The organism is Dokdonia sp. Asnod1-B02 (assembly GCF_045063955.1).
Classification (GTDB): Bacteria; Bacteroidota; Bacteroidia; order Flavobacteriales; family Flavobacteriaceae; genus Dokdonia.
The window spans coordinates 1,902,122-1,922,416 of the sequence record NZ_JBEFNW010000002.1 but is presented as its reverse complement, the minus strand read 5'-3'; the positions used below and the strand labels follow the sequence as shown (position 1 = coordinate 1,922,416).

Genomic DNA, 20,295 nt, shown 5'->3' with positions numbered 1-20,295 from the left:
GTTATGACATTATAGTTGCGCTATTAAATTACTCAGTTGTGCTGTGAGCTCTCTCCTATGATATTTGGCTACTTCGGTTGTATTACTTTCATACTTGTAGTCACCAGTAAATAATGCTTCAATCACTGATTTCAACTTTTTCTCTTGACTGTAATCTACAAAACTACCTGTTGCTGTTTTTTCTATAATAGCTCCTATATCCGCTCCCTTTGGACCTATAGCGACTATTGGTCGCTGTGCGCTTAGGTATTCAAAAAGTTTTCCTGCTATGATGCCTTTTGTCTTTTCGGCGTTAATTTCTATGAGGAGCAAGGCATTTGCTTGTTCTTGTAATCGCTGTGCTTCTTGATGACTTACATAACCTACAAGGTTCAATTGTGACTCTAGACCTGCTGCCGTTATTGCGTCAATGATTTCTTGACTTACTTTCCCTACAAGCTGTATTTCTAACGCTCTAGAAAAAGCTGGTAACTCATCACATAATTCTCTCAACACCTTCCACAACAACTGCGGATTACGGTCTGAGAGTAAAGAACCTATGTGAGATAATACAAACCTCTCTGTAGGTTGATGCGGAGTGATTACTCTATCGTCAAAACCATTTGTAATAACAGTAATAGATCTTTCGGTAATCGCTTGAAATTCTCTTTTTGTTCCTGGACTGGTTACAATAATGTGATCTGCAGTGGTAAGTACTTGCTTTTCTAACTGCTTGTGACGCGCTTTTGTTTTGGCGGTCATTAGGAGTTTATCGTGATACCCAATAGTCGTCCACGGATCTCTAAAATCGGCTAACCAATTAAGGTTGGGTTTCCATTTTTTAAGTTGGTTGCCTATGAGATGTAGACTGTGCGGCGGTCCTGTGGTGATAATTTTTTCAATATCGTTTTCTTCGATATACTTTTTCAAGTACTCCACAGAAGGTGCTACCCACCCTACTCTTGCGTCTGGCACAAAGAAGTTTCCACGCACGTAGAGCATCGCTTTTTGTAACAAGCTCTGCTTTCCTTCCTTTGGTAAAATGCCCGATGAGATGGTTTTAGTTTGCTTTCGCGAAAGCGTACTTGCCCAACCATACGGCTCTTTAATAGGTTGTTTAATCACAGTCACCTTACCTGAAACCTCAGCAACCAAAGAATCATCTACGATAGGATAACTAGGATTTTCTGGAACATAAACTATAGGTTCTACACCAAATTCTGGCAGGTACTTCGTAAACTTGAGCCATCGCTGTACTCCTGGACCACCCGCAGGCGGCCAATAATAAGCGATGATGAGTACCTTGTTATTCATTAAGCCTGTGCTTCTGTATCACGGTTTTTTACCGTGTAGAATATTCCTCCGGCAACTAGTAAGAAAAGTAATAAACTACTGCCTAGCATAATCATCCCTCCGGTTTTTACCACTTGTGGCTCAAAAGTCATCACTACTTCGTGAGTTCCTGCAGGTACTTTAATCCCTCTCAAGGCATAGTTCACCGGTAAAATGGTAGTTTCTACACCATCTACGGTGGCAATCCACCCATTTTTGTAATAGTTCTCTGCAAAAACCATAAAGCCGTCGCTTCCATTTTCTACTTGGTACACGAGTTTATTAGGCTGCACCTCTTTAGTTTTTACCACAGCCGTGGTATCACGTTGCGGCTGGAAGTTTCCTAGTTCCTCACGATATTCTTCACGGATGAGTACTGTATTTTTTGTATCTACTTTAGTGAGACCATCAAACTCTGCATTATAATCTGGTACGTACTGTATCTCATTTACAAACCAAGCTGGACCGTTTGCTTCTGGGTTTTTGCTAATACTCATTTCCTGCTCACTATCTTGAAGAATGTATTTTACATTGTACATGTTGAGCACCTCCGTATTCCCTTGAGCAATCTGCCGATTGTATAAGTCGTCAATAGTACGCGGTTGTACGGCAGAGTACCCGTTGAGCGAATTGAAATAGTATGAAGTATGGCTATTATTAAATCCTCGGGCAAGATCAATCACGCGGAAGTAGCTATCATCCTTTCTTATTTCTTCATCGATAGGAGTAATCTGAAAGTTTTGATCATACTGTCGCTGAGTGATAAAGTTTTCTTCATTTACAGAACGTCTATCTACACCTACAAGGTCAAAAACTATGAGCGCACCTATGGTAATAATCGCAATATTTTCTGAAATCTTTTTCTTGAGCGTTAGCCACAAAGCGGTTCCTATAAAAAGAACAAAGAGTAAAGACCTCAACACATCACTTTTTAATACAGCAAGGCGATCTTCTTTTATGGCATTTAATATTTCTGGTTGCTCGATGGCCATCTGTCCTTCGGCGGCAGAGCGTAGGTTAAATAAACTTCCGCTAAAAAGGTAGAGTATCACAAAAAGACCTGCTAACGAACCTATAGCGATGAGTAATTTCTTTTGCTTTTCGGCTTGATCTACTCTGTCGTTTAAAAATCTGTGTAAACCTACCATTGCAGCGATAGGTAACAGTAGTTCTAAAATCACCTGTATACTCGTAACCGCCCTAAACTTATTGTACAACGGCACGTAGTCGATAAAGAAACGGGTAATTCCTTCTATGTTCTTTCCCCAACTCAATACTAAGGAAACAATCATACCTGCTAGTAACCACCAGCGTAATCTTCCATTTACTAGAAAAAGTCCTAATAATGCAAGTGCAAAAACGGTAACTCCGAGGTATGGAGGAGCTTCTACAAAGGGTTGTTCTCCCCAGTACAATCTCGTTCCTTGGGCATAGTAACTTACTTCATTAGGAGGTACTCCTAACTCGCTTAACTTTTTCGCGAAAGCGGAATCACGACCCAAATCGGCAGCGGTACCAGTTCCCATAAAATCTGAAGCGATGAGATTGAGAGACTCTAGCTTCCCATAACTCCACTGCGTGATATAATCAAAACCAAGACCGTCTTCTACGGCGTCTTTGGCTAGGTCATCTTTTAATAATTGCTCGCCACGTATACTTGTCTCTGCATACTCTGCAGTAGCAAGTAAGGTGGTTGCGTTTGTAGCGAGACCTAATAGTACGGCAATTACTAATATTCCCGAAGCTTTAAAGAAATGTGGAAGTTGTTTTTTCTTGATAGCATCTATGAGGTATGCAATCCCTAAAATCACACAAAGCAACCCTAGATAATAAGTCATCTGGTAGTGATTAGCCTGTATTTCTAGCCCCATTGCAACGGCAGTGAGTAAAAATCCCCAGAGATATCGTTTCTGATACGTGAGTATAATACCCGCAAGTACGAGCGGAAAATAACCTATGGCGTGCACCTTTGAATTATGCCCTACGCCTATAATGATAATTAGATACGTAGACAGGCCAAAGGCAAGCGCACCAACTACGGCGAGCTTCCAAGGGACGCGCATCACAAGCATTAACGCATAAAAGGATATAAAATATAGAAAAAGATAATCTGCTGGGCGTGGTAAAAAGCGAATCACACGGTCCAACTTATCCATCATATCATACTCAAACCTCGCTCCCATCTGGTAGGTAGGCATCCCTCCAAAGGCACTATTAGTCCAGTAGGTCTCCTCACCCGTCTCTGCCCTAAAGTCACGATGCTGCTTTGCCATCCCTTCATAGAGCTTGATATCATTTTGATAAATACGCTTTCCAGACAACACCGGATTGAAATAAACCAGCGCCACGACTATAAAGCCAAGTACAACTAGAATATGCGGAAGGAGTTTTTTAAAATCGATGTTCATAGGTGTTATGTCAATAGTCGTTAGTCAACGAGCTTTCCGCTCTTGAAGGGTGGCTCTGTTTTAAATTCTCGACGAGCTTTCCCCGTCCCTGAAGGGTGGCTCTGTTTATTCATTATAATTTTTCTCCCTTAGGGCTGGGGAAATAAAAATTTATCGCCGAGCTTTCCCCATCCCTAAAGGGTGGCTCGGTTTATTCATTATAATTTTTACTCCCTTTAGGGCTGGGGGAATAAAAATTTATCGCCGAGCTTTCCCCATCCCTGAAGGGTGGCTCGGTTTACTCATTGTAATTTTTCTCCCCCTTAGGGCTGGGGAAATAAAAATTTCTAACCGAGCTTTCCCCGTCCCTGAAGGGTGGCTCTGTTTATTCATTATAATTTTTACTCCCTTTAGGGCTGGGGAAATAAAAATTTTATTTCAAAGCTGCTACTAGCTCATCTATGTTTACAGTCTCTTGTGAGCCTTCTGCCATATTTTTAAGCGTGTATTGTTTTGCATCCATCTCTTCTTTTCCTGCAAGTACCAAGAACGGAATATTACGACGATTTGCATACGTCATTTGCTTTTTCATTTGCTTATTGCTCGTCACGGCATCTGGATATAACTCGGCTGAGATTCCTGATTGGCGTAGCTTACTTATCGCTTGCATTGCATAACCCGCTTCTTGATCACCAAAGTTTACAAAAAACACTTTTACACCTTCTGTCGCCTCTTCTGGAAACAAGCCTAGCTCCTCAATCACAAGGTAAATACGATCTAGACCAAAAGAGATCCCTACACCACTCATATCTTTAAGTCCAAAAATACCAGTAAGATCTGCATAGCGACCACCGCCACCTATACTTCCCATCTTTACACCTTCTGGAGCACTTACTTCAAAAATAGCTCCCGTGTAATAGTTGAGTCCGCGGGCTAGTGTTACGTCTAATTGTAGTGTTGCGGTTTGTAAACCTAAGTTTTCTATAGCATCATTGATAAAAAGCAGTTCGTTAATTCCTTCCATTCCTGTCTCAGAATCTGCGAGCAAAGTTTTAAGTGTTGTTAGCTGATCACCAAACGTTCCAGATAGTGTAAACAAAGGAGAAACCTTTGCTATTGCTTCTTCTGTAATGCCTTTTTCAAGCATTTCTTTAGTCACGCCCTCTTCTCCTATTTTGTCAAGCTTATCTAGCGCTACGGTAAAATCTATGAGTTTATCACTCGCGCCTATCACCTCTGCAATACCAGAAAGCACCTTGCGGTTATTCATCTTGATAGTTACTCCTTCTAGCTTTAGTGCGGTAAAAACAGCATCGTACAACTGTACAAACTCTACTTCTTGCCATAGAGAATCACTTCCTACCACATCTGCATCACACTGATAGAACTCGCGAAAACGTCCCTTCTGTGGGCGGTCTGCTCTCCATACAGGTTGCATCTGGAAACGCTTGAATGGGAATACAATATCATTTTGATGTTGTACTACGTATCTCGCAAAAGGCACGGTAAGATCGTAACGAAGTGCTTTTTCTGAGATTTGTGGTGTGAGTGCTGTTGAGTCCGCTTTCGCGAAAGCGTCATCCTTCACCTTACGTAAATAGTCACCACTATTAAGAATCTTAAATATCAAGCGGTCACCTTCTTCTCCGTACTTACCCATCAATGTGCTGCTGTTTTCAAAACTAGGCGTCTCGATAGGCTGAAAACCAAAACGCTGAAACTGCGTGCGTATGGTGTTCATAATATAGCTGCGTTTTGCAACTTCTTCTGGTGAAAAATCTCTGGTTCCTTTAGGTATAGAAGGTTTTGTACTCATATTATATGTTAGACGTTAATCCTTTACGTTTTTATTTTGGTAATCTGGTAATTGATTCTATTAAAATATTACCTACATTTTACTTATGCTAGAAGCTATTACTCTTGCTTTCATCCCTGACTCTCTCTTCATAGAGAAATACTGTTGCGGAAAATGATCTGTTTACGCTTTCGCGAAAACGTGATAAACACCCACCAAAAGCTATTTTACATTAATCATTGCTGAGAAGATGTTTACAGTAAAATCCCTGCAAATCCACTACCAACATTACCAAACGGCATTGCACAAATATCTTAAAAAATGAGGGGTTGCGAGCAAGATTTTTAAACTTTGACAAGACTTCTTATTTCATTCTCTTTTACTCATGTGAGTCGCTACGCAAAAACAATGCTCTCTAGCCCCGATTGTAGTGTAAATCCCGCAAGCAATGGCTTAGCCATGCTGAGGAATTGCAACGGAAAGCGGGAAGAAACCCTCGCAAATACGCATTACAATTTATGCTCCTTCTAGCTAAAACTTAAAAGAATCTAGAAATAACGGTAACGTTTTGACCACTTGATAGTCTTATTGTAAATTGTTCCAACCAATTCTGATCTAAAAATATGTTTTCACTCTTCCGCGAGAATCTTCGTATTGCCTTTGATAGTATCAAAAGTCAGCTCCTTAGAACTGTCTTAACCGTTTTTATTATTGCGATAGGAATTACGGCTTTAGTAGGTATACTTAGCCTTGTAAAGGCGCTTGAGAATACGATAAGCTCAGATTTTGCAAGTATGGGAAGTAATACGTTTAATGTGCAACGTTATGAGTTTACCTCTAGACGCTCTGATGAGAAGCAAGTAATTAACCCGATTATAGGCTATCGTCAAGTAAAAGAATTTACGGAACAATATAACTACCCTACTGCGCTTACAGCTATCTCTTTTCAAGGAACACGTAGTGCTGAAGTGAAGTACGAAAGTGACAAAACAGATCCAGAAGCAAGTGTGGTGGGTGTAAATGAGAACTTCTTAAACAACTCCGGACTCAAGCTAGAAAAAGGAAGAAACTTTACTTCTTTTGACATCGATAATAATACACGAGTGTGTATACTAGGAAGTGATTTTTATAAAAATATCTTTAAAGATGACAACCCCATAGGCAAAACGATAAGTGTACGTGGTACTAAGTTTAACGTTATCGGGATGCTTGAGGAAAAGGGTGCCACCTTTGGTAACAATCAAGATTTACGCGTACTTATCCCTATACAAGTGGCGAGAACAATGTATACTCAAGCAAACATTAATTATAATGTGAGTGTGATGGTAGAAGATGCCGAATACATAGATAGTGCTGAGGAAGAAGCTATTCTCACCTTTAGAAACATACGCGGACTCTCACCTATAGAAGAGAATAACTTTGGGATAGGACGCAGTGATGACCTGATTAATCAGATTAGTGAGATTACTGGTGTACTAGGTGTTGCTGCCTGGGTAATTAGTATTATCACCATTTTTGGTTCATGTATTGCTCTTATGAATATTATGCTCGTTTCTGTAACGGAGCGTACACGGGAGATAGGTGTGAGAAAAGCTCTGGGCGCCAAAAAATCTGTAATTGCTGCTCAATTTCTTTATGAAGCAATTATCGTTGGACAGTTAGGCGGACTTCTAGGAATCATACTTGGTATAAGTATAGGTGCACTAATAGCCTCTGTCGCTGGGTTTGTATTTACAACTCCTTGGGGAGCAATCATTTCGGCCACAATTATCACTTTTGTCATTGCTATTCTATCTGGATTGTTTCCTGCTATAAAAGCAGCTAAGCTTGATCCTGTAGAGTCATTGCGTTATGAGTAGTGCGTAGTAATTATCTAGATAATTTTATTCTCACAATCTGCAATTATTTATCAAAAGGCTATATTCGTATGACCTAACGATTCATATATGCAACCCATTCATATTTTACTTCTCATTGGAGGATACTTCGGTATCTTAATGCTTATAAGTTACCTTACAAGTAGAGGAGATTCTAACACAGACTTTTTTAAAGCTGGAAAGCAATCCCCTTGGTATCTTGTAGCTTTCGGGATGATAGGTGCTTCGTTATCTGGAGTTACCTTTATTTCTGTGCCTGGATGGATTGAGGCTTCTAGTTTTAGCTACTTTCAAGTCGTACTTGGTTACACTGTGGGTTATGCAGTCATAAGTCTTGTACTCCTACCTCTCTACTATAAGCTCAACCTTACCTCTATTTATACTTATCTTGAAGGAAGATTTGGTACATACTCTTATAAAACGGGAGCCTCCTTCTTTTTATTAAGTAGAATTATAGGCGCAAGTTTTAGATTGTATTTAGTAGCAAACGTTTTACAACTACTCGTTTTTGATGAGATGGGTGTTCCGTTTTTTGTTACAGTTACGATCACTATACTGCTTATCTGGTTATATACCTTTAAAGCAGGTATCAAAACTATTGTGTGGACAGATACCTTGCAAACACTCTTTATGCTCATCGCAGTGGGTGTTGCTATTTACTTTGTAAGTGACGAGATGGGACTAAGTGCAAGTGCCTTAGTCAATCTTATTTCTGAAAGTGATATGAGTCAGATTTTCTTTTTTGACGATTGGAAAAGCGGTGACTTCTTTGTAAAACAATTCTTATCTGGAGCTTTTATTTCTATTGTAATGACAGGACTTGATCAAGATATGATGCAAAAAAATCTTACCTGTCGCAATCTAGGCGATGCTCAAAAAAACATGTTCTGGTTTACCATCGTGCTTACCATTGTAAATCTTGTTTTTCTTGCTTTAGGGTTATTGCTAACTGTATATGCTTCTCAAAATGGCATCGATGCGCACAAAGACCAACTCTTCCCTACCATTGCTGTAAATAGCGGCTTAGGAATTGGGCTGGCTATTGTTTTCTTACTAGGATTAATTGCGGCGGCATATTCTAGCGCAGATAGCGCGCTTACCTCACTTACTACTTCCTTTAGTATAGATATTCTAGAGATTGAAAAGAAATACGACGCAATCAAACAAGTTACCATACGCAAGCGCATACATATCGCTATGTCTATAGTACTTATTCTTGTAATCATCATATTTAAATATGTGATTGCAGATGCTACGGTAATTGCAAAGTTATTTACGTTTGCGGGATATACTTACGGTCCGTTATTAGGACTTTATGCCTTCGGCTTATTTACAAAGTGGAATGTGCAAGACAAGTATGTTCCTGTCGTTGCGATTGCTTCGCCTATTCTAGCCTACTTTATAAGCGCTTTTGCTTCGACGGTTGGGTTTGAATTTGGCTTCTTTATATTGATCTTGAATGGCGCCTTAACATTCTTAGGACTACTTTTTATTAAGAAATAATGGGTACGCTTTCGCGAAAGCGTGATTAGAAAAACTACCGCTTTAATATTGACCCGTAGCGAGCATAACAAGGGTGCATGCAGATTCTGTAAGAACACCTTTAGATTGTAATTTCATGGCAAATGCAGGATTCTCTGTTCCTGGATTAAAAATCACACGCCTAGGGCTGAGGTCTATAATAAAATCATAATACTCCTCTTGACGCTGTGGATTGAGATACAAAGTAATGGTGTCCAGATTTTCTTTTAAAGTATCACATTGTGCGACCGCTGTATCAAATGTAATAATCTGCGTAGTGCCTACTTTTCCTTCTCTTAGACCTATAGCAATGACAGGAATGTCTAGAGCGTCTAAACGTATAATTGCACTGTGTGAATATCTTTGTGGCTTCAATGAAGCGCCTATGACCATGGTAGCTTTTAACATAAGGTAAAGTTAAATAATAATTATGGTGTAACGTTGACTCAATTAAACCGTCTATAGGGTAAGTTAACTTATTTGTTAGGAACGTTTTTAATTCGTTTTGATGGTTAGTGTTTATTAAAAACGATACCTAGCAAAGAAATCCCGAGAACTCGAGTCTCGGGATTTTGTTTTTTGAGGCTTTTCAGTCCAAATAAGCCTTCCCAGGTTAAAAAATTGTTAATTCAATACATGCCTTGAAACTTTGCTCACTTTTTCTCGTCTATGAGTATATACTGTAGTCTCAACACTGGAACTAACTTTTGGTTTTATAAATTATTTGAATTAGCCTTTAAAATATTTTAAACCTGTTTTCTAAAGAGTCTATTAGGTTTTAAAAGGTTTTTGCTAGCGCAGAAACCTTTTTTTATGCTTGCTGTTTCCTATAAACACTAGGTAAGCTCCATTTCTTTACTACAGCGAGTGTTCTTATAAGAATAGTGATACTGCCTGCAATAAGCATCGCATATACTTTAGGTAAGCCAGAAGTTTCAAGTGACAAATAGATACTTCCGCCTAGTATACATACGGTGGCATATATCTCTTTATGAAAAATCACAGGGATTTCATTACATAATATATCACGCAACACTCCACCAAAACATGCAGAAATAGTACCTAGCACTACACAAATAACGGGATGTAAACCTGCTGCACTTGCTATTTGAACTCCTGCCATCGTATATAAAGCAATTCCAATAGTATCAAACAAGAACAAAGAACGTCTCACATACTTAAGCTGACTTCTAAAAATAATTGCAACAATAGTTGCTGCAAAAATCACGTATACAAACGTCATATTGAGCATCCAGCTCACTGGGGTTTTCCCTATGAGTATATCTCTCAAAGTACCACCACCTACAGAAGTGACAAGCGCGATAATAAGAATACCAAAAACATCCATCTTTTTGCGCATAGCCGTGAGCGCACCAGATATTGCAAAGGATATTGTCCCGAGTATATCAATAATTGTAGTAATCTCCATTATTGCTGTGTATAGTAGTTGTAATCTGCAAGGACACGCTCTACAAATTGAATATTGTTCTCGTCTGGAGTAGTTACATCCATTTTCTCCCTGAGCCTATCTGCTAGTTTTACAATCACATTGTGATTACCATTGCGCTTAGCGTTTAAGAATAGTGTTTTAATAAGCTGCACATCTTTATCATTAAAGACGGTAACTTGAGGATAGGTGGGCACGTAATCTACGGGAATATCTACTATGAGACTATCAGAAAGACGCACACGTTTCTTTTCTGTTATTACGGTAGTACCTGCTGCCATATCTCCTAAGCGTTGCCCTTTCTCGCTTATTAATATACTAACTACGGCAATTCCCCCAGAGGAACCTGCAATATCAACAATGCGCATAATCCACCGTACAAAGTAGCTTCCAAATCCTGGTTTTGAACCATCTAGCTTGACTACTCTAATTTTCATTGCCGCTTTCCCCGGTGTTTTTCCGTCCCAGAATGTTTCAAAAAGAATGTAATAAAGAAAAATAGGCAAGCCCAGCACCATATAGTAAACCCATAAATCACCCATAGACTGGGAGTCTAACCCAAACTGTGCTATTAAAAACAAAGAAAGAATCCAATAAGCAATCAAAATCAATCCATCAATTAAGAATGCAAGAATGCGATCGCCTATGCTCGCAACATTCTGATAAATACTTACATTTTGGGCGGTTTCTATTTGAAAGTTATCCATATATTCTTTTTCTTTACCTCTATAACAAGGTGTATATGCGTGAAGCTGCTTTTGTCAAGCAAAATAAGGATAAATGGTTAACATTTGAAAGTGTTCTGGTCAACAAAGATCAGATTCATCCAGATGAGCTATCTAGTCTTTACATGGAAGTGACAGATCACCTAAGTTATGCGCAAACATTTTACCCTCAAAGCAAGACTTTAGAGTATTTAAATCACCTCGCCTCTCAGTCACATCAAATCATTTACAAAACAAAGCGTGAGTCAAGCAAGCGCTTTATAACATTTTTCACAGAGGAGTTCCCACTTATTATGTATCGCTACCAGCGACAATTGCTTATCGCTTTTTTAACCTTTTTACTGTTTAGTATTATAGGCGCTTACAGCGCTGCAAATGACGGGTCTTTTGTAAGGGGCATTATGGGTGATGGTTATGTCAATATGACCCTCAGTAACATTGAGAAAGGAGACCCCATGGGTGTTTATAAGAAGCAAGGAGAGCTCAATATGTTTTTAGGAATTACCATTAACAACATAAAAGTTGCGTTGATGGCTTTTGTGTATGGAATCTTCTTAACCATAGGATCGTTGTATATCATCATGCGCAACGCTATCATGCTGGGCAGTTTTCAATATTTCTTTTTTGAGCAAGGCGTAGGCTGGGAATCTGTGCGTACTATATGGATACATGGTACTATAGAAATCTCAGTAATAATCATAGCAGGATGCGCAGGCATGGTGCTAGGTAATTCTATTTTATTTCCTCAAACATACACACGCCTAGAATCTTTTAAAAGAGGAATGAAAAATGGTCTCAAAATCGTTGTAAGCACCATACCTCTTTTTGTGATAGCAGGCTTTCTAGAAGGGTTTGTAACAAGACATACAGAAATGCCAGACTGGCTTGCAATTGTAATTATCGCAAGCTCTCTCGCTTTAATCATATTTTATTACGTGTACTACCCTATTAAAAAACATAAAGAAGAAGCTGCTAGACTAGCGCTTATTCCTAATCTTGAAAATTTATAATTAATGACCTTAACTAAACTAGTGGAATTTAGAAAACAGCGTGAACTTGGCCAGATCATAAGTGATACATTCACCTTCTTACGCCGTAATGCAAAACCACTTCTTTCTGTACTTGTGCGCACTTGTGCCATCCCATTTATTCTTCTCATTGTCGCGGTGGGATTCTATACAAAATCTACAGCGGGTGCAAATTTCTTAACAAGTTTTGGTGATGGATCAGATATGAGCAGCTTCTTCATCTCGGTTGCATGCCTTGCCATTGTGGGTATTATATACAACTCAATGCTTTATGGAAGCGTTTCTGAATATATAAAAGCTTACATCGCTGGAGGTGACGTTCCTGATCCTACTACAGTAGTAGATACTATTAAGTCAAAAACTGGAACCTTTTTAGGTCTAGGTTTTACAAACTTATTGATCATCCTAGTTGTCGCATTAGTTCCTGTGGGATTAGGTGGTGCCATATTTGCAACAGGATCTGAGGCTATAGGTGTCTTAGTTGTGATACTAGCTATCTTCCCATTACTTTATGTTTATGTGAAGCTTAGTGTGATCTTTCCTACGCTTATAAACAAGAATCTTAGCATAAAGGAAACTATAAAAGAGAGTTCAAGCTTGATTAAAGATGAATGGTGGATGACGTTTATAACGCTTATCATCATTGGTTTTTTAATTGGGGTAATTGGCTTTGTTTTTCAAGTTCCCGTGGTTATTTATACGCTTATTAAGACCATAACTAGTGTACAATCTGGTTCTATGGGTGATCCTACAGCGCTTTTTGACAATGTTTATCTTGTGTTACAGGTTCTTGCCTCTGCAATGAACTATATCTTATACACTATACTCGCTATCTCTACAAACTTTATTTATTTCAACCTTAACGAGCGTAAAAATCAGACAGGAAGTCTTGATCAAATAAACAATATAGGCAGCGATAATGCATAAACTGTGGTTGCTTTGTATACTGATTCTATGTTCGCTTTGCGCGAAAGCTACTGCTATACAACAAACTCAAGAAGAAACTACAACAGAGGAAATCGTTGAAGAGGAAGTAATCTATCCCGAAAACACCTATCATGATCCTCGTGGTATTGTTTCTTATGATGAGGGAACAGTAACACAGCTTCCCATCTCTGAAAATAGTCTTGATGAGTACAAACAAGACGATGAGTTCAATTATAAAGAAGCGACTCCAGAAGATACCTGGTGGACACGCTTTAAAAGAAAAATTGATGACTTATATAGCGCCTTCATACGCTGGCTTACTGGTGGTAATGAAGCATCTGGTATCTGGGCAGTCGTAGTAGAACTACTACCCTATTTGCTAATCATAGGTTTACTAGTATTCTTTGTATGGCTATTTATGAAAATAGATAGCGGTTCCTTATTAATGGAAAAAATAAAAGCTCCGGAGACATTATTATCTGATGATGAGGAACTCATACAGCGACAAGACCTGGACCAACTCATTGAGCAGGCTATTGCTGCTGGTAATTATAGACTAGCTGTGCGTTTTTATTATCTACGTGTACTTCAGAAAATGAGTGCTCAAGATCTTATAGACTGGCAAGTACAGAAAACAAATCATGACTATTTATTCGAGATAGAAGATCTTAATTTAAGAAACCAGTTCAGAAAAGTGACAGATATTTACGACTATATCTGGTATGGAAATTTTGAGGTCGATGAGACCGCTTTCGCGAAAGCAAAAACCTCTTTCACCCAAATAAATAATGAGCTATGAGCAATAAATTTAAAGTAATTGCTGGTGTGCTACTACTTGCTCTTGCACTCGTTATTTATATGGAGTCAAGTACTAAGGAAGATATAAACTGGTATCCAAGTTATACGAAGACAGATAAAATCCCTTACGGAACGTATGTGTTACATGACCTACTAGAAAACAACTGGAAAAAGGATAAGTTTAAGGAAGTGCGCATACCTCCTTATGAGTTTATGTCAGATAGCTCGGATGCGCATGGCACTTATTTATTTGTAAATGATTACATCCTTTTTAGTGAAGATGAATCGCTCAAATTGTTATCGTGGGTAAGTGAGGGTAACACGCTATTTATTGCAGCAAGAGGTATTGGAGAGACGATACTAGATACCTTATCACTAGAAACTGATCTATATTACGATTATGATAATTTTGAGCGCAAGCCTCTTGTAAACCTTGTAAATCCAAGCTTACGTAGAGAAACTCCTTATTATCATGATGTAGAGACCACCGCTGGCTTTTTTGAAGAGGTAGATACTATTAATACGGTTGCTTTAGGGGAGTTTGGCCTCATGGTTGACAAAGACACCATAACCGTCGCAGAGCCTAGAATAAATTTTATAAAACAAGATTTTGGTAAAGGTGAGATTATCATCCATCTTATGCCTGAGACGTTTACCAACTATTTTATACTGAGAGAGGATAATTATACGTACACAAAAAATGTACTCTCCTATCTAGATCAGAATGAAGTGCTTTACTGGGATAATCATTATAAAAATGGTAAAACTATTTATACGAGTCCGCTGTATATATTCTTTCAAAATAGATATTTGAAGTGGGCATATTACATCCTACTTATAGGTGCTTTTTTATGGGTGGTTTTTGAAGGAAGGCGCAAGCAGCGAGCTATCCCAATTATAAAACCACTACCTAACCAGACGCTCACATTTACAAAGACTATTGCGGGAATGTATCTTGATAAGAAAGATCACAAGAGTATCGTGAGCCATCAAATAAGTCATTTTCTAGAGTTCATACGCAGTAACTATGCCCTAGACACCAATGTGATAAGTGAAGGATTTATCAATAAGCTAGCATCCAAAAGCAGCAACACACTAGAGCAAACTAAATTACTGATTAATTATATGGTGGCTTTAAGAGCTAAGCAAATCATAAGTCAGGAAGAATTATTAGAACTTAATAAACGCATAGAAGCATTTAAAAATCAAAAATAATGGACGATATCACACCACAAAATCCAGATAATACAACAGATGGAATCACTAATGCTACTCCATCGCAAGATGTAAATCAAGCAGATGAAGGAATCGCGTTTACTAATAGAATCCCATTAGAAGAACTACGCAATGCAGCCGAATCAATACGAGCAGAGCTTGGTAAAATTATTATTGGGCAACACGAATTTATAGAGCTCCTCATTGTTGCTTTACTTTCTGATGGTCATGTACTTATAGAAGGTGTTCCTGGTATCGCAAAGACAATAACGGCAAAGTTATTTGCAAGAACTCTAGACACACAGTTTGGACGTATACAGTTTACACCAGATTTGATGCCAAGTGACGTATTAGGAACTTCGATTCTCAATATGAAAACTAGCGAATTCGAATTCAAGAAAGGCCCTATATTTTCAAACATCGTCCTTATTGATGAGATTAACCGTGCACCTGCTAAAACACAAGCTGCACTTTTTGAATCTATGGAAGAACGCCAGATTACTATAGATGGCACAAAGTATACTATGGAACCTCCTTTTATGGTGCTTGCAACTCAAAACCCAGTAGAGCAAGAAGGAACATATGCACTACCAGAAGCACAGCTAGACCGTTTTCTATTTAAGATTAAAGTAGATTACCCTACACTAGAGCAAGAAGTAGCTATACTACAAAGTCATCACGATCGCAAAGGTGGTGCTCCACAAAAAGGTATTGAAGCCGTACTTAATCCAGCTAAGCTTGCAGATTTTAGAAAGCAAACGCAAGAAGTGCTTATAGAAGAAAAGATTTTAAATTATGTCGCAGAGATTGTTGTAAAATCTAGAACGCACCCACATTTATACCTTGGTGGATCTCCTCGTGCATCACTTGCTATCATGAATGCTTCAAAAGCATTTGCTGCTATTGCAGGTAGAGACTTTGTGATTCCAGAAGATGTAAAACGTGCGGTTATACCAGTAATGCGTCACCGCCTTATACTCGCTCCAGAGCGTGAAATGGAAGGAATGACCACAGAGCAAGTGATCGATATGATTGTACAATCTGTAGAAATACCACGATAATAGTGGGTATTATAAGATTTATAAAAGGTTTTTTTGTTCACCAGCGTTTGTTTTATGCGCTGGGAGTTATCGGCGTACTTTATTTGATTTCCTATTGGTTTAATAGCCTATTTGGAATCACTAATATCTTACTGCTATTATTGGTGCTCGCATTTTTTGTGGATGCATTAGTTCTTTTTCGCGCAAGCGGAAAAATAAAAGGTGTAAGAGAACTACCAGAAAAATTCTCAAACAGTGATGCAAACGAGCTACCTGTAATTCTTGAGAATAAATACCCATTTGCAGTAACGCTTGATATTATAGATGAAATACCAGAGCAGTTTCAAAAACGTGATTTTAGTAAAGTAATTGAGATCCCAGCACGAGAAACAAGATCATTTGTATATTCCTTGCGTCCTACAGAGCGCGGTGAGTACACTTTTGGGCATCTCAATGTGTATGTGAGTACAAAGCTCAAACTTGTAAAACGTCGCTACCGCTTTGAGAAAGATCAGATGGTAAAGGTGTACCCATCTTTTATCCAGATGAAAAAGTATGCATTTCTTGCCCTAGATAATAGACTTACTATGCACGGCATGAAAAAAATACGCCGCCTGGGACACACGATGGAGTTTGAGCAAATTAAAGATTACGTCCCTGGTGATGATGCACGTACCATTAACTGGAAAGCAACGGCAAAGCGTGCGAGCCTGATGGTAAATCAGTTTCAAGACGAGAAGTCGCAACCTGTATATGCGCTCATAGATGCTAGCCGTGTGATGAAGATGCCTTTTAAAGGCCTGACGCTTCTGGATTATGCGATTAACAGTACGCTGGCATTTTCTAATATTGCTTTAAAGAAAAAAGACAAAGTGGGCATGCTCACCTTTGCAGAGACTATTAAAAATCACCTTCCTGCGAGTAGTAAAAAAACGCACTTGCAGACTATTCTAGAGGTGCTTTACAATATTGATACTAAGTTTTTAGACAGTGATTATGGTGCGTTATACAACCAAGTAAAACGTAAAATCACACAGCGCAGCTTACTACTATTGTATACAAATTTTGAGCACATAACTGCGCTTGAAAGACAGTTGCCTTATTTAAAAGCGCTTTCGCGAAAACATGTCTTGGTGGTTATCTTTTTCCAAAACACAGAACTCGATCAGCTCATTGCAGCACCTGCCGAAACACTTCCCGAGGTGTATCATAAAACGATTGCCCAAAAAGCAGATCTTGATAAAAAAGTAATGGTTGCACGACTTGAACAATACGGTATTCAAACCATATTAACCAAGCCAGATGATCTCACGGTAAGTACTATTAATAAATATCTAGAAATTAAAGCAAGAGGCCTATTATAATCTGTCGATTTTTGCATTAGAATTCGGATAGACGAAGTCTTCTATATATATTTGTCCCTTAACTAAAATCACAACAAATGTCGTTGTCACCACTTCAAGCCATCTCACCTATTGATGGTCGTTACGCCTCAAAAACAGAAACTTTAGTTCCTTTCTTTTCTGAAGCCGCACTTATCAAATACAGAGTAAAAGTAGAAGTAGAATATTTTATCGCCTTGTGTGAGCTACCACTTCCACAACTTGAAGGCGTAGATAAAAGTGTTTTTACCGCTTTGCGCGAAATTTACCAAGACTTCACTACAGAAGATGCGCAGGCAATAAAAGACATTGAGAAAGTAACAAACCACGATGTAAAAGCGGTTGAATACTTTATCAAAGAAAAGTTTGATGCACTTGACCTTGCATCTTACAAGGAGTTTATCCACTTTGGATTAACGTCTCAAGATATTAATAATACTGCGATCCCGATGTCTCTTAAAGACGCGATGAATCAAGTATATATTCCAGAATTACTGGAGGTTGTAGATCACCTTAAGCAACTTGTAGACGAGTGGGCAAACATTCCTTTATTGGCTCGTACACACGGACAGCCAGCTTCTCCTACTCGACTAGGGAAAGAGATTGAGGTTTTTGTAGTTCGCATAGAGGAGCAGCTTAATTTATTAAATGATATTCCTAGTGCTGCGAAATTTGGTGGTGCTACAGGAAACTTCAACGCACATAAAGTAGCATACCCATCTATAGACTGGAGAGCATTTGGTAAGTCATTTGTACATGATACGCTAAAAATGCACCACTCCTTCCCTACTACACAAATAGAGCACTATGATCACATGGCGGCGTTATTTGATGGATTAAAACGTATTAATACGATTTTAATAGATCTTGATCGTGATTTCTGGACCTATGTTTCGATGGATTACTTCAAACAGAAAATTAAAGCTGGAGAAGTAGGTTCTAGTGCAATGCCACATAAAGTAAATCCTATTGACTTTGAAAACAGTGAAGGAAACTTAGGTATTGCAAACGCTATTTTTGAGCACCTTTCTGCAAAGCTACCTATCTCAAGATTACAAAGAGATCTTACGGATAGTACAGTATTGAGAAACATAGGTGTTCCATTAGGACATACATTAATAGGATTACGTTCTACCGTAAAAGGATTGAATAAACTATTAATAAACGAAGAAAAAATCGCTGCCGACCTAGAGAATAACTGGGCTGTAGTAGCTGAGGCTATCCAGACTATTCTAAGAAGAGAAGGATATCCTAATCCTTACGAAGCGCTTAAAGCACTTACTAGAGTAAATAGTAAAATCACAAAAAAGTCTATGGCTGAGTTTGTAGATACACTTGAGGTAAGCGCTGCTATTAAAAAAGAATTGAAAGCAATCACTCCTCAAAATTATACGGGGATATAGTAGTTCGCTTTCGCGAAAGCGTTATAAAATTACAAAAGGGATAAGCACAATGCTTATCCCTTTTTTTTTGATGTATTAGGAAAATCTCAACTATACTATAAACCAAAGTATTGTAGAGACAATAAGTCCTACAATTGCGATAAGTGAAGTCATCACCGTCCATGACTTAAATGTTTCTTTCTCTGTTAGACCTAGGTATTGCTTTACAAGCCAGAAGCCACTGTCATTTACGTGAGAAAATATACTAGCACCTGAAGCTATTGCAATTACAAGCACGGCTAGCTGTGGCGCGCTAGTTTCTGTTAGCCCTAATAAAGGCGCGGTAATCCCAGCAGCCGTAATCATAGCAACTGTAGCACTTCCTTGTAATACTCTTACAATAGCCGCAACGAGAAAACCGAAAACTACAGGAGGAAAGAAATCACCGCTTAAACTCTCTGCTATCATGGTGCCTGCGCCGGTATCTATTAGTATTTGTTTAAAAGCTCCACCAGCACCCGTTAGTAAAATAATAACTCCTGCTGGATAGAGAGATTTTGTAGAAATATCAAGAAGTTCGTCTTTAGTAAATCCTTTTTTGATTCCTAAAAAATACCACGCAACAACATTTGCAATGATAAGTGCAACAAATGGATGACCTAGTAAATCTGCTCCAAAAATCAGCCAACTAGGTAAAGTTCCTTCCTCAAATAGCGGACTGTTTAACACGGTATTGCACACTATTAAGAAAATAGGAATTGCGATTATTAAGAGAATTGTTCCGGCACTTGGTGCATTTGCTGGCACTTCCATTTCGGTCACCATATCTTCTGGAGATGTGATATGCATCCTTTTTGATAAATATCTTGCAAGTAATGGCCCAGCAATAACAGCCGCAGGTAAACCGGCTAAAAAGCCAAATATTATGACATAGCCAAGATCGGCTCCTAAAATTTCGGCGACAGCAATAGGTCCTGGTGTGGGTGGTATAAAGGTATGCGTGATTGCTAGTCCTGCTAGCAATGGAATTGCATATAGAAGTAGGGATTTTCCCGTTTTCTTCTGCAATGCGTAAACAATAGGTATCAAAATGATAAATGCTACGTCAAAAAATACGGGAATAGCCACAAAAAATCCAGTGAGCATGATTGCCCAAGGAGATTTATCTATCCCAAACTTTTTTAATAAGGATTCTGCTAGTCGCTGTGCTCCACCTGATCGTTCTAAAATAGCGCCAAATAAAGCTCCGAGCCCCACTACCGTTGCTACAAAACCTAAGGTCCCTCCCATTCCATTCTTTACAGAATCGAGAATAGATTTCGGTTCCATACCAGCAATTACACCTACAACAATACAAGTAATAAGCAGTGCTAGAAATGCCTGAATTTTGAGCCTAAGGATTAAAAAAAGTAAGACCGAAATCCCAACAATTACTGCCAGAAGTAGTTGATAATCCATAA

16 protein-coding genes are annotated in these 20,295 nt (G+C 38.7%); 9 read left to right on the top strand and 7 right to left on the bottom strand.

Annotated features, from left to right (window positions below; translation table 11 throughout):
* Positions 1-9: 9 nt before the first annotated feature.
* From ACJJVU_RS08780 to hisS, 3 genes are all read right to left on the bottom strand, one after another.
* Positions 10-1,293, bottom strand: a complete 1,284-nt coding sequence (locus ACJJVU_RS08780; RefSeq protein ID WP_405224325.1) for a glycosyl transferase family 1 — start codon at positions 1,291-1,293, stop codon at positions 10-12.
* Positions 1,293-3,719: a YfhO family protein gene (locus ACJJVU_RS08775; protein ID WP_405224322.1), complete on the bottom strand. Its 2,427-nt coding sequence runs from the start codon at positions 3,717-3,719 to the stop codon at positions 1,293-1,295. Before ACJJVU_RS08775 ends, ACJJVU_RS08780 begins: the two co-directional genes overlap by 1 nt.
* 412 nt (positions 3,720-4,131) lie before the next feature.
* Complete coding sequence (gene hisS / locus ACJJVU_RS08770) at positions 4,132-5,514, bottom strand: histidine--tRNA ligase (protein WP_405224319.1); 1,383 nt, start codon at positions 5,512-5,514, stop codon at positions 4,132-4,134.
* A 602-nt stretch (positions 5,515-6,116) separates the two neighbouring features.
* On the opposite strand from hisS, the gene ACJJVU_RS08765 reads away from it, so the two are divergent.
* Together ACJJVU_RS08765 and ACJJVU_RS08760 are read left to right on the top strand one after the other, a co-directional pair.
* Complete coding sequence (locus ACJJVU_RS08765; RefSeq protein WP_405224316.1) at positions 6,117-7,352, top strand: ABC transporter permease; 1,236 nt, start codon at positions 6,117-6,119, stop codon at positions 7,350-7,352.
* Positions 7,353-7,439: 87 nt separating this feature from the next.
* Entirely contained in the window at positions 7,440-8,873 is a 1,434-nt protein-coding gene (locus ACJJVU_RS08760; protein WP_405224313.1) for a sodium:solute symporter, read from the top strand.
* Between the two features lie 42 nt (positions 8,874-8,915).
* Here ACJJVU_RS08760 and ACJJVU_RS08755 read toward each other — a convergent pair whose 3' ends face one another.
* The 3 genes from ACJJVU_RS08755 to ACJJVU_RS08745 form a co-directional block, all read right to left on the bottom strand.
* Positions 8,916-9,299 carry a CoA-binding protein gene (locus tag ACJJVU_RS08755; protein WP_405224310.1) on the bottom strand — a complete coding sequence of 128 codons (384 nt, stop codon included), beginning with the start codon at positions 9,297-9,299 and terminating at the stop codon, positions 8,916-8,918.
* 403 nt (positions 9,300-9,702) lie between these two features.
* Positions 9,703-10,320 carry a trimeric intracellular cation channel family protein gene (locus ACJJVU_RS08750; RefSeq protein ID WP_108878989.1) on the bottom strand — a complete coding sequence of 206 codons (618 nt, stop codon included), beginning with the start codon at positions 10,318-10,320 and terminating at the stop codon, positions 9,703-9,705.
* Positions 10,320-11,045 (bottom strand): RDD family protein, encoded by a 726-nt coding sequence (locus tag ACJJVU_RS08745; protein WP_405224306.1) that lies wholly within the window; start codon positions 11,043-11,045, stop codon positions 10,320-10,322. Before ACJJVU_RS08745 ends, ACJJVU_RS08750 begins: the two co-directional genes overlap by 1 nt.
* Positions 11,046-11,080: 35 nt before the next feature.
* Between ACJJVU_RS08745 and ACJJVU_RS08740 the strand changes: the two genes are divergently transcribed.
* The 7 genes from ACJJVU_RS08740 (at position 11,081) to purB (ending at position 18,856) form a co-directional block, all read left to right on the top strand.
* Positions 11,081-12,073 carry a stage II sporulation protein M gene (locus ACJJVU_RS08740; RefSeq protein WP_405224303.1) on the top strand — a complete coding sequence of 331 codons (993 nt, stop codon included), beginning with the start codon at positions 11,081-11,083 and terminating at the stop codon, positions 12,071-12,073.
* 3 nt (positions 12,074-12,076) lie between these two features.
* On the top strand, positions 12,077-13,018 hold the full coding sequence (locus ACJJVU_RS08735; protein WP_339849074.1) for a hypothetical protein: 942 nt from the start codon (positions 12,077-12,079) through the stop codon (positions 13,016-13,018).
* On the top strand, positions 13,011-13,817 hold the full coding sequence (locus ACJJVU_RS08730) for a DUF4129 domain-containing protein (protein ID WP_405224300.1): 807 nt from the start codon (positions 13,011-13,013) through the stop codon (positions 13,815-13,817). Before ACJJVU_RS08735 ends, ACJJVU_RS08730 begins: the two co-directional genes overlap by 8 nt.
* The gene (locus ACJJVU_RS08725; RefSeq protein ID WP_405224297.1) at positions 13,814-15,031 is read left to right on the top strand and encodes a DUF4350 domain-containing protein; all 1,218 of its coding nucleotides are present in this window, start codon (positions 13,814-13,816) and stop codon (positions 15,029-15,031) included. Before ACJJVU_RS08730 ends, ACJJVU_RS08725 begins: the two co-directional genes overlap by 4 nt.
* A complete protein-coding gene (locus ACJJVU_RS08720; RefSeq protein WP_405224294.1) occupies positions 15,031-16,092 on the top strand; it encodes an AAA family ATPase in 1,062 nt (353 codons plus the stop codon). The genes ACJJVU_RS08725 and ACJJVU_RS08720 overlap by 1 nt, the downstream gene beginning before the upstream one ends.
* An 8-nt stretch (positions 16,093-16,100) precedes the next feature.
* Entirely contained in the window at positions 16,101-17,435 is a 1,335-nt protein-coding gene (locus tag ACJJVU_RS08715) for a DUF58 domain-containing protein (protein WP_405227490.1), read from the top strand.
* 77 nt (positions 17,436-17,512) lie between these two features.
* Positions 17,513-18,856, top strand: a complete 1,344-nt coding sequence (purB, locus tag ACJJVU_RS08710) for an adenylosuccinate lyase (protein ID WP_405224291.1) — start codon at positions 17,513-17,515, stop codon at positions 18,854-18,856.
* A gap of 90 nt (positions 18,857-18,946) precedes the next feature.
* Here purB and ACJJVU_RS08705 read toward each other — a convergent pair whose 3' ends face one another.
* A complete protein-coding gene (locus tag ACJJVU_RS08705; RefSeq protein ID WP_405224288.1) occupies positions 18,947-20,293 on the bottom strand; it encodes a GntP family permease in 1,347 nt (448 codons plus the stop codon).
* Positions 20,294-20,295 lie beyond the last annotated feature (2 nt).

Coding starts and splice junctions, on each gene's coding strand:
- ACJJVU_RS08725 (WP_405224297.1), top strand. CDS start 13,814: ATGAGCAATAAATTTAAAGTAATTGCTGGTGTGCTACTACTTGCTCTT.
- ACJJVU_RS08780 (WP_405224325.1), bottom strand. CDS start 1,293: ATGAATAACAAGGTACTCATCATCGCTTATTATTGGCCGCCTGCGGGT.
- ACJJVU_RS08705 (WP_405224288.1), bottom strand. CDS start 20,293: ATGGATTATCAACTACTTCTGGCAGTAATTGTTGGGATTTCGGTCTTA.
- ACJJVU_RS08775 (WP_405224322.1), bottom strand. CDS start 3,719: ATGAACATCGATTTTAAAAAACTCCTTCCGCATATTCTAGTTGTACTT.
- ACJJVU_RS08765 (WP_405224316.1), top strand. CDS start 6,117: ATGTTTTCACTCTTCCGCGAGAATCTTCGTATTGCCTTTGATAGTATC.
- purB (WP_405224291.1), top strand. CDS start 17,513: ATGTCGTTGTCACCACTTCAAGCCATCTCACCTATTGATGGTCGTTAC.
- hisS (WP_405224319.1), bottom strand. CDS start 5,514: ATGAGTACAAAACCTTCTATACCTAAAGGAACCAGAGATTTTTCACCA.
- ACJJVU_RS08740 (WP_405224303.1), top strand. CDS start 11,081: ATGCGTGAAGCTGCTTTTGTCAAGCAAAATAAGGATAAATGGTTAACA.
- ACJJVU_RS08760 (WP_405224313.1), top strand. CDS start 7,440: ATGCAACCCATTCATATTTTACTTCTCATTGGAGGATACTTCGGTATC.
- ACJJVU_RS08745 (WP_405224306.1), bottom strand. CDS start 11,045: ATGGATAACTTTCAAATAGAAACCGCCCAAAATGTAAGTATTTATCAG.
- ACJJVU_RS08730 (WP_405224300.1), top strand. CDS start 13,011: ATGCATAAACTGTGGTTGCTTTGTATACTGATTCTATGTTCGCTTTGC.
- ACJJVU_RS08750 (WP_108878989.1), bottom strand. CDS start 10,320: ATGGAGATTACTACAATTATTGATATACTCGGGACAATATCCTTTGCA.
- ACJJVU_RS08720 (WP_405224294.1), top strand. CDS start 15,031: ATGGACGATATCACACCACAAAATCCAGATAATACAACAGATGGAATC.
- ACJJVU_RS08755 (WP_405224310.1), bottom strand. CDS start 9,299: ATGTTAAAAGCTACCATGGTCATAGGCGCTTCATTGAAGCCACAAAGA.
- ACJJVU_RS08735 (WP_339849074.1), top strand. CDS start 12,077: ATGACCTTAACTAAACTAGTGGAATTTAGAAAACAGCGTGAACTTGGC.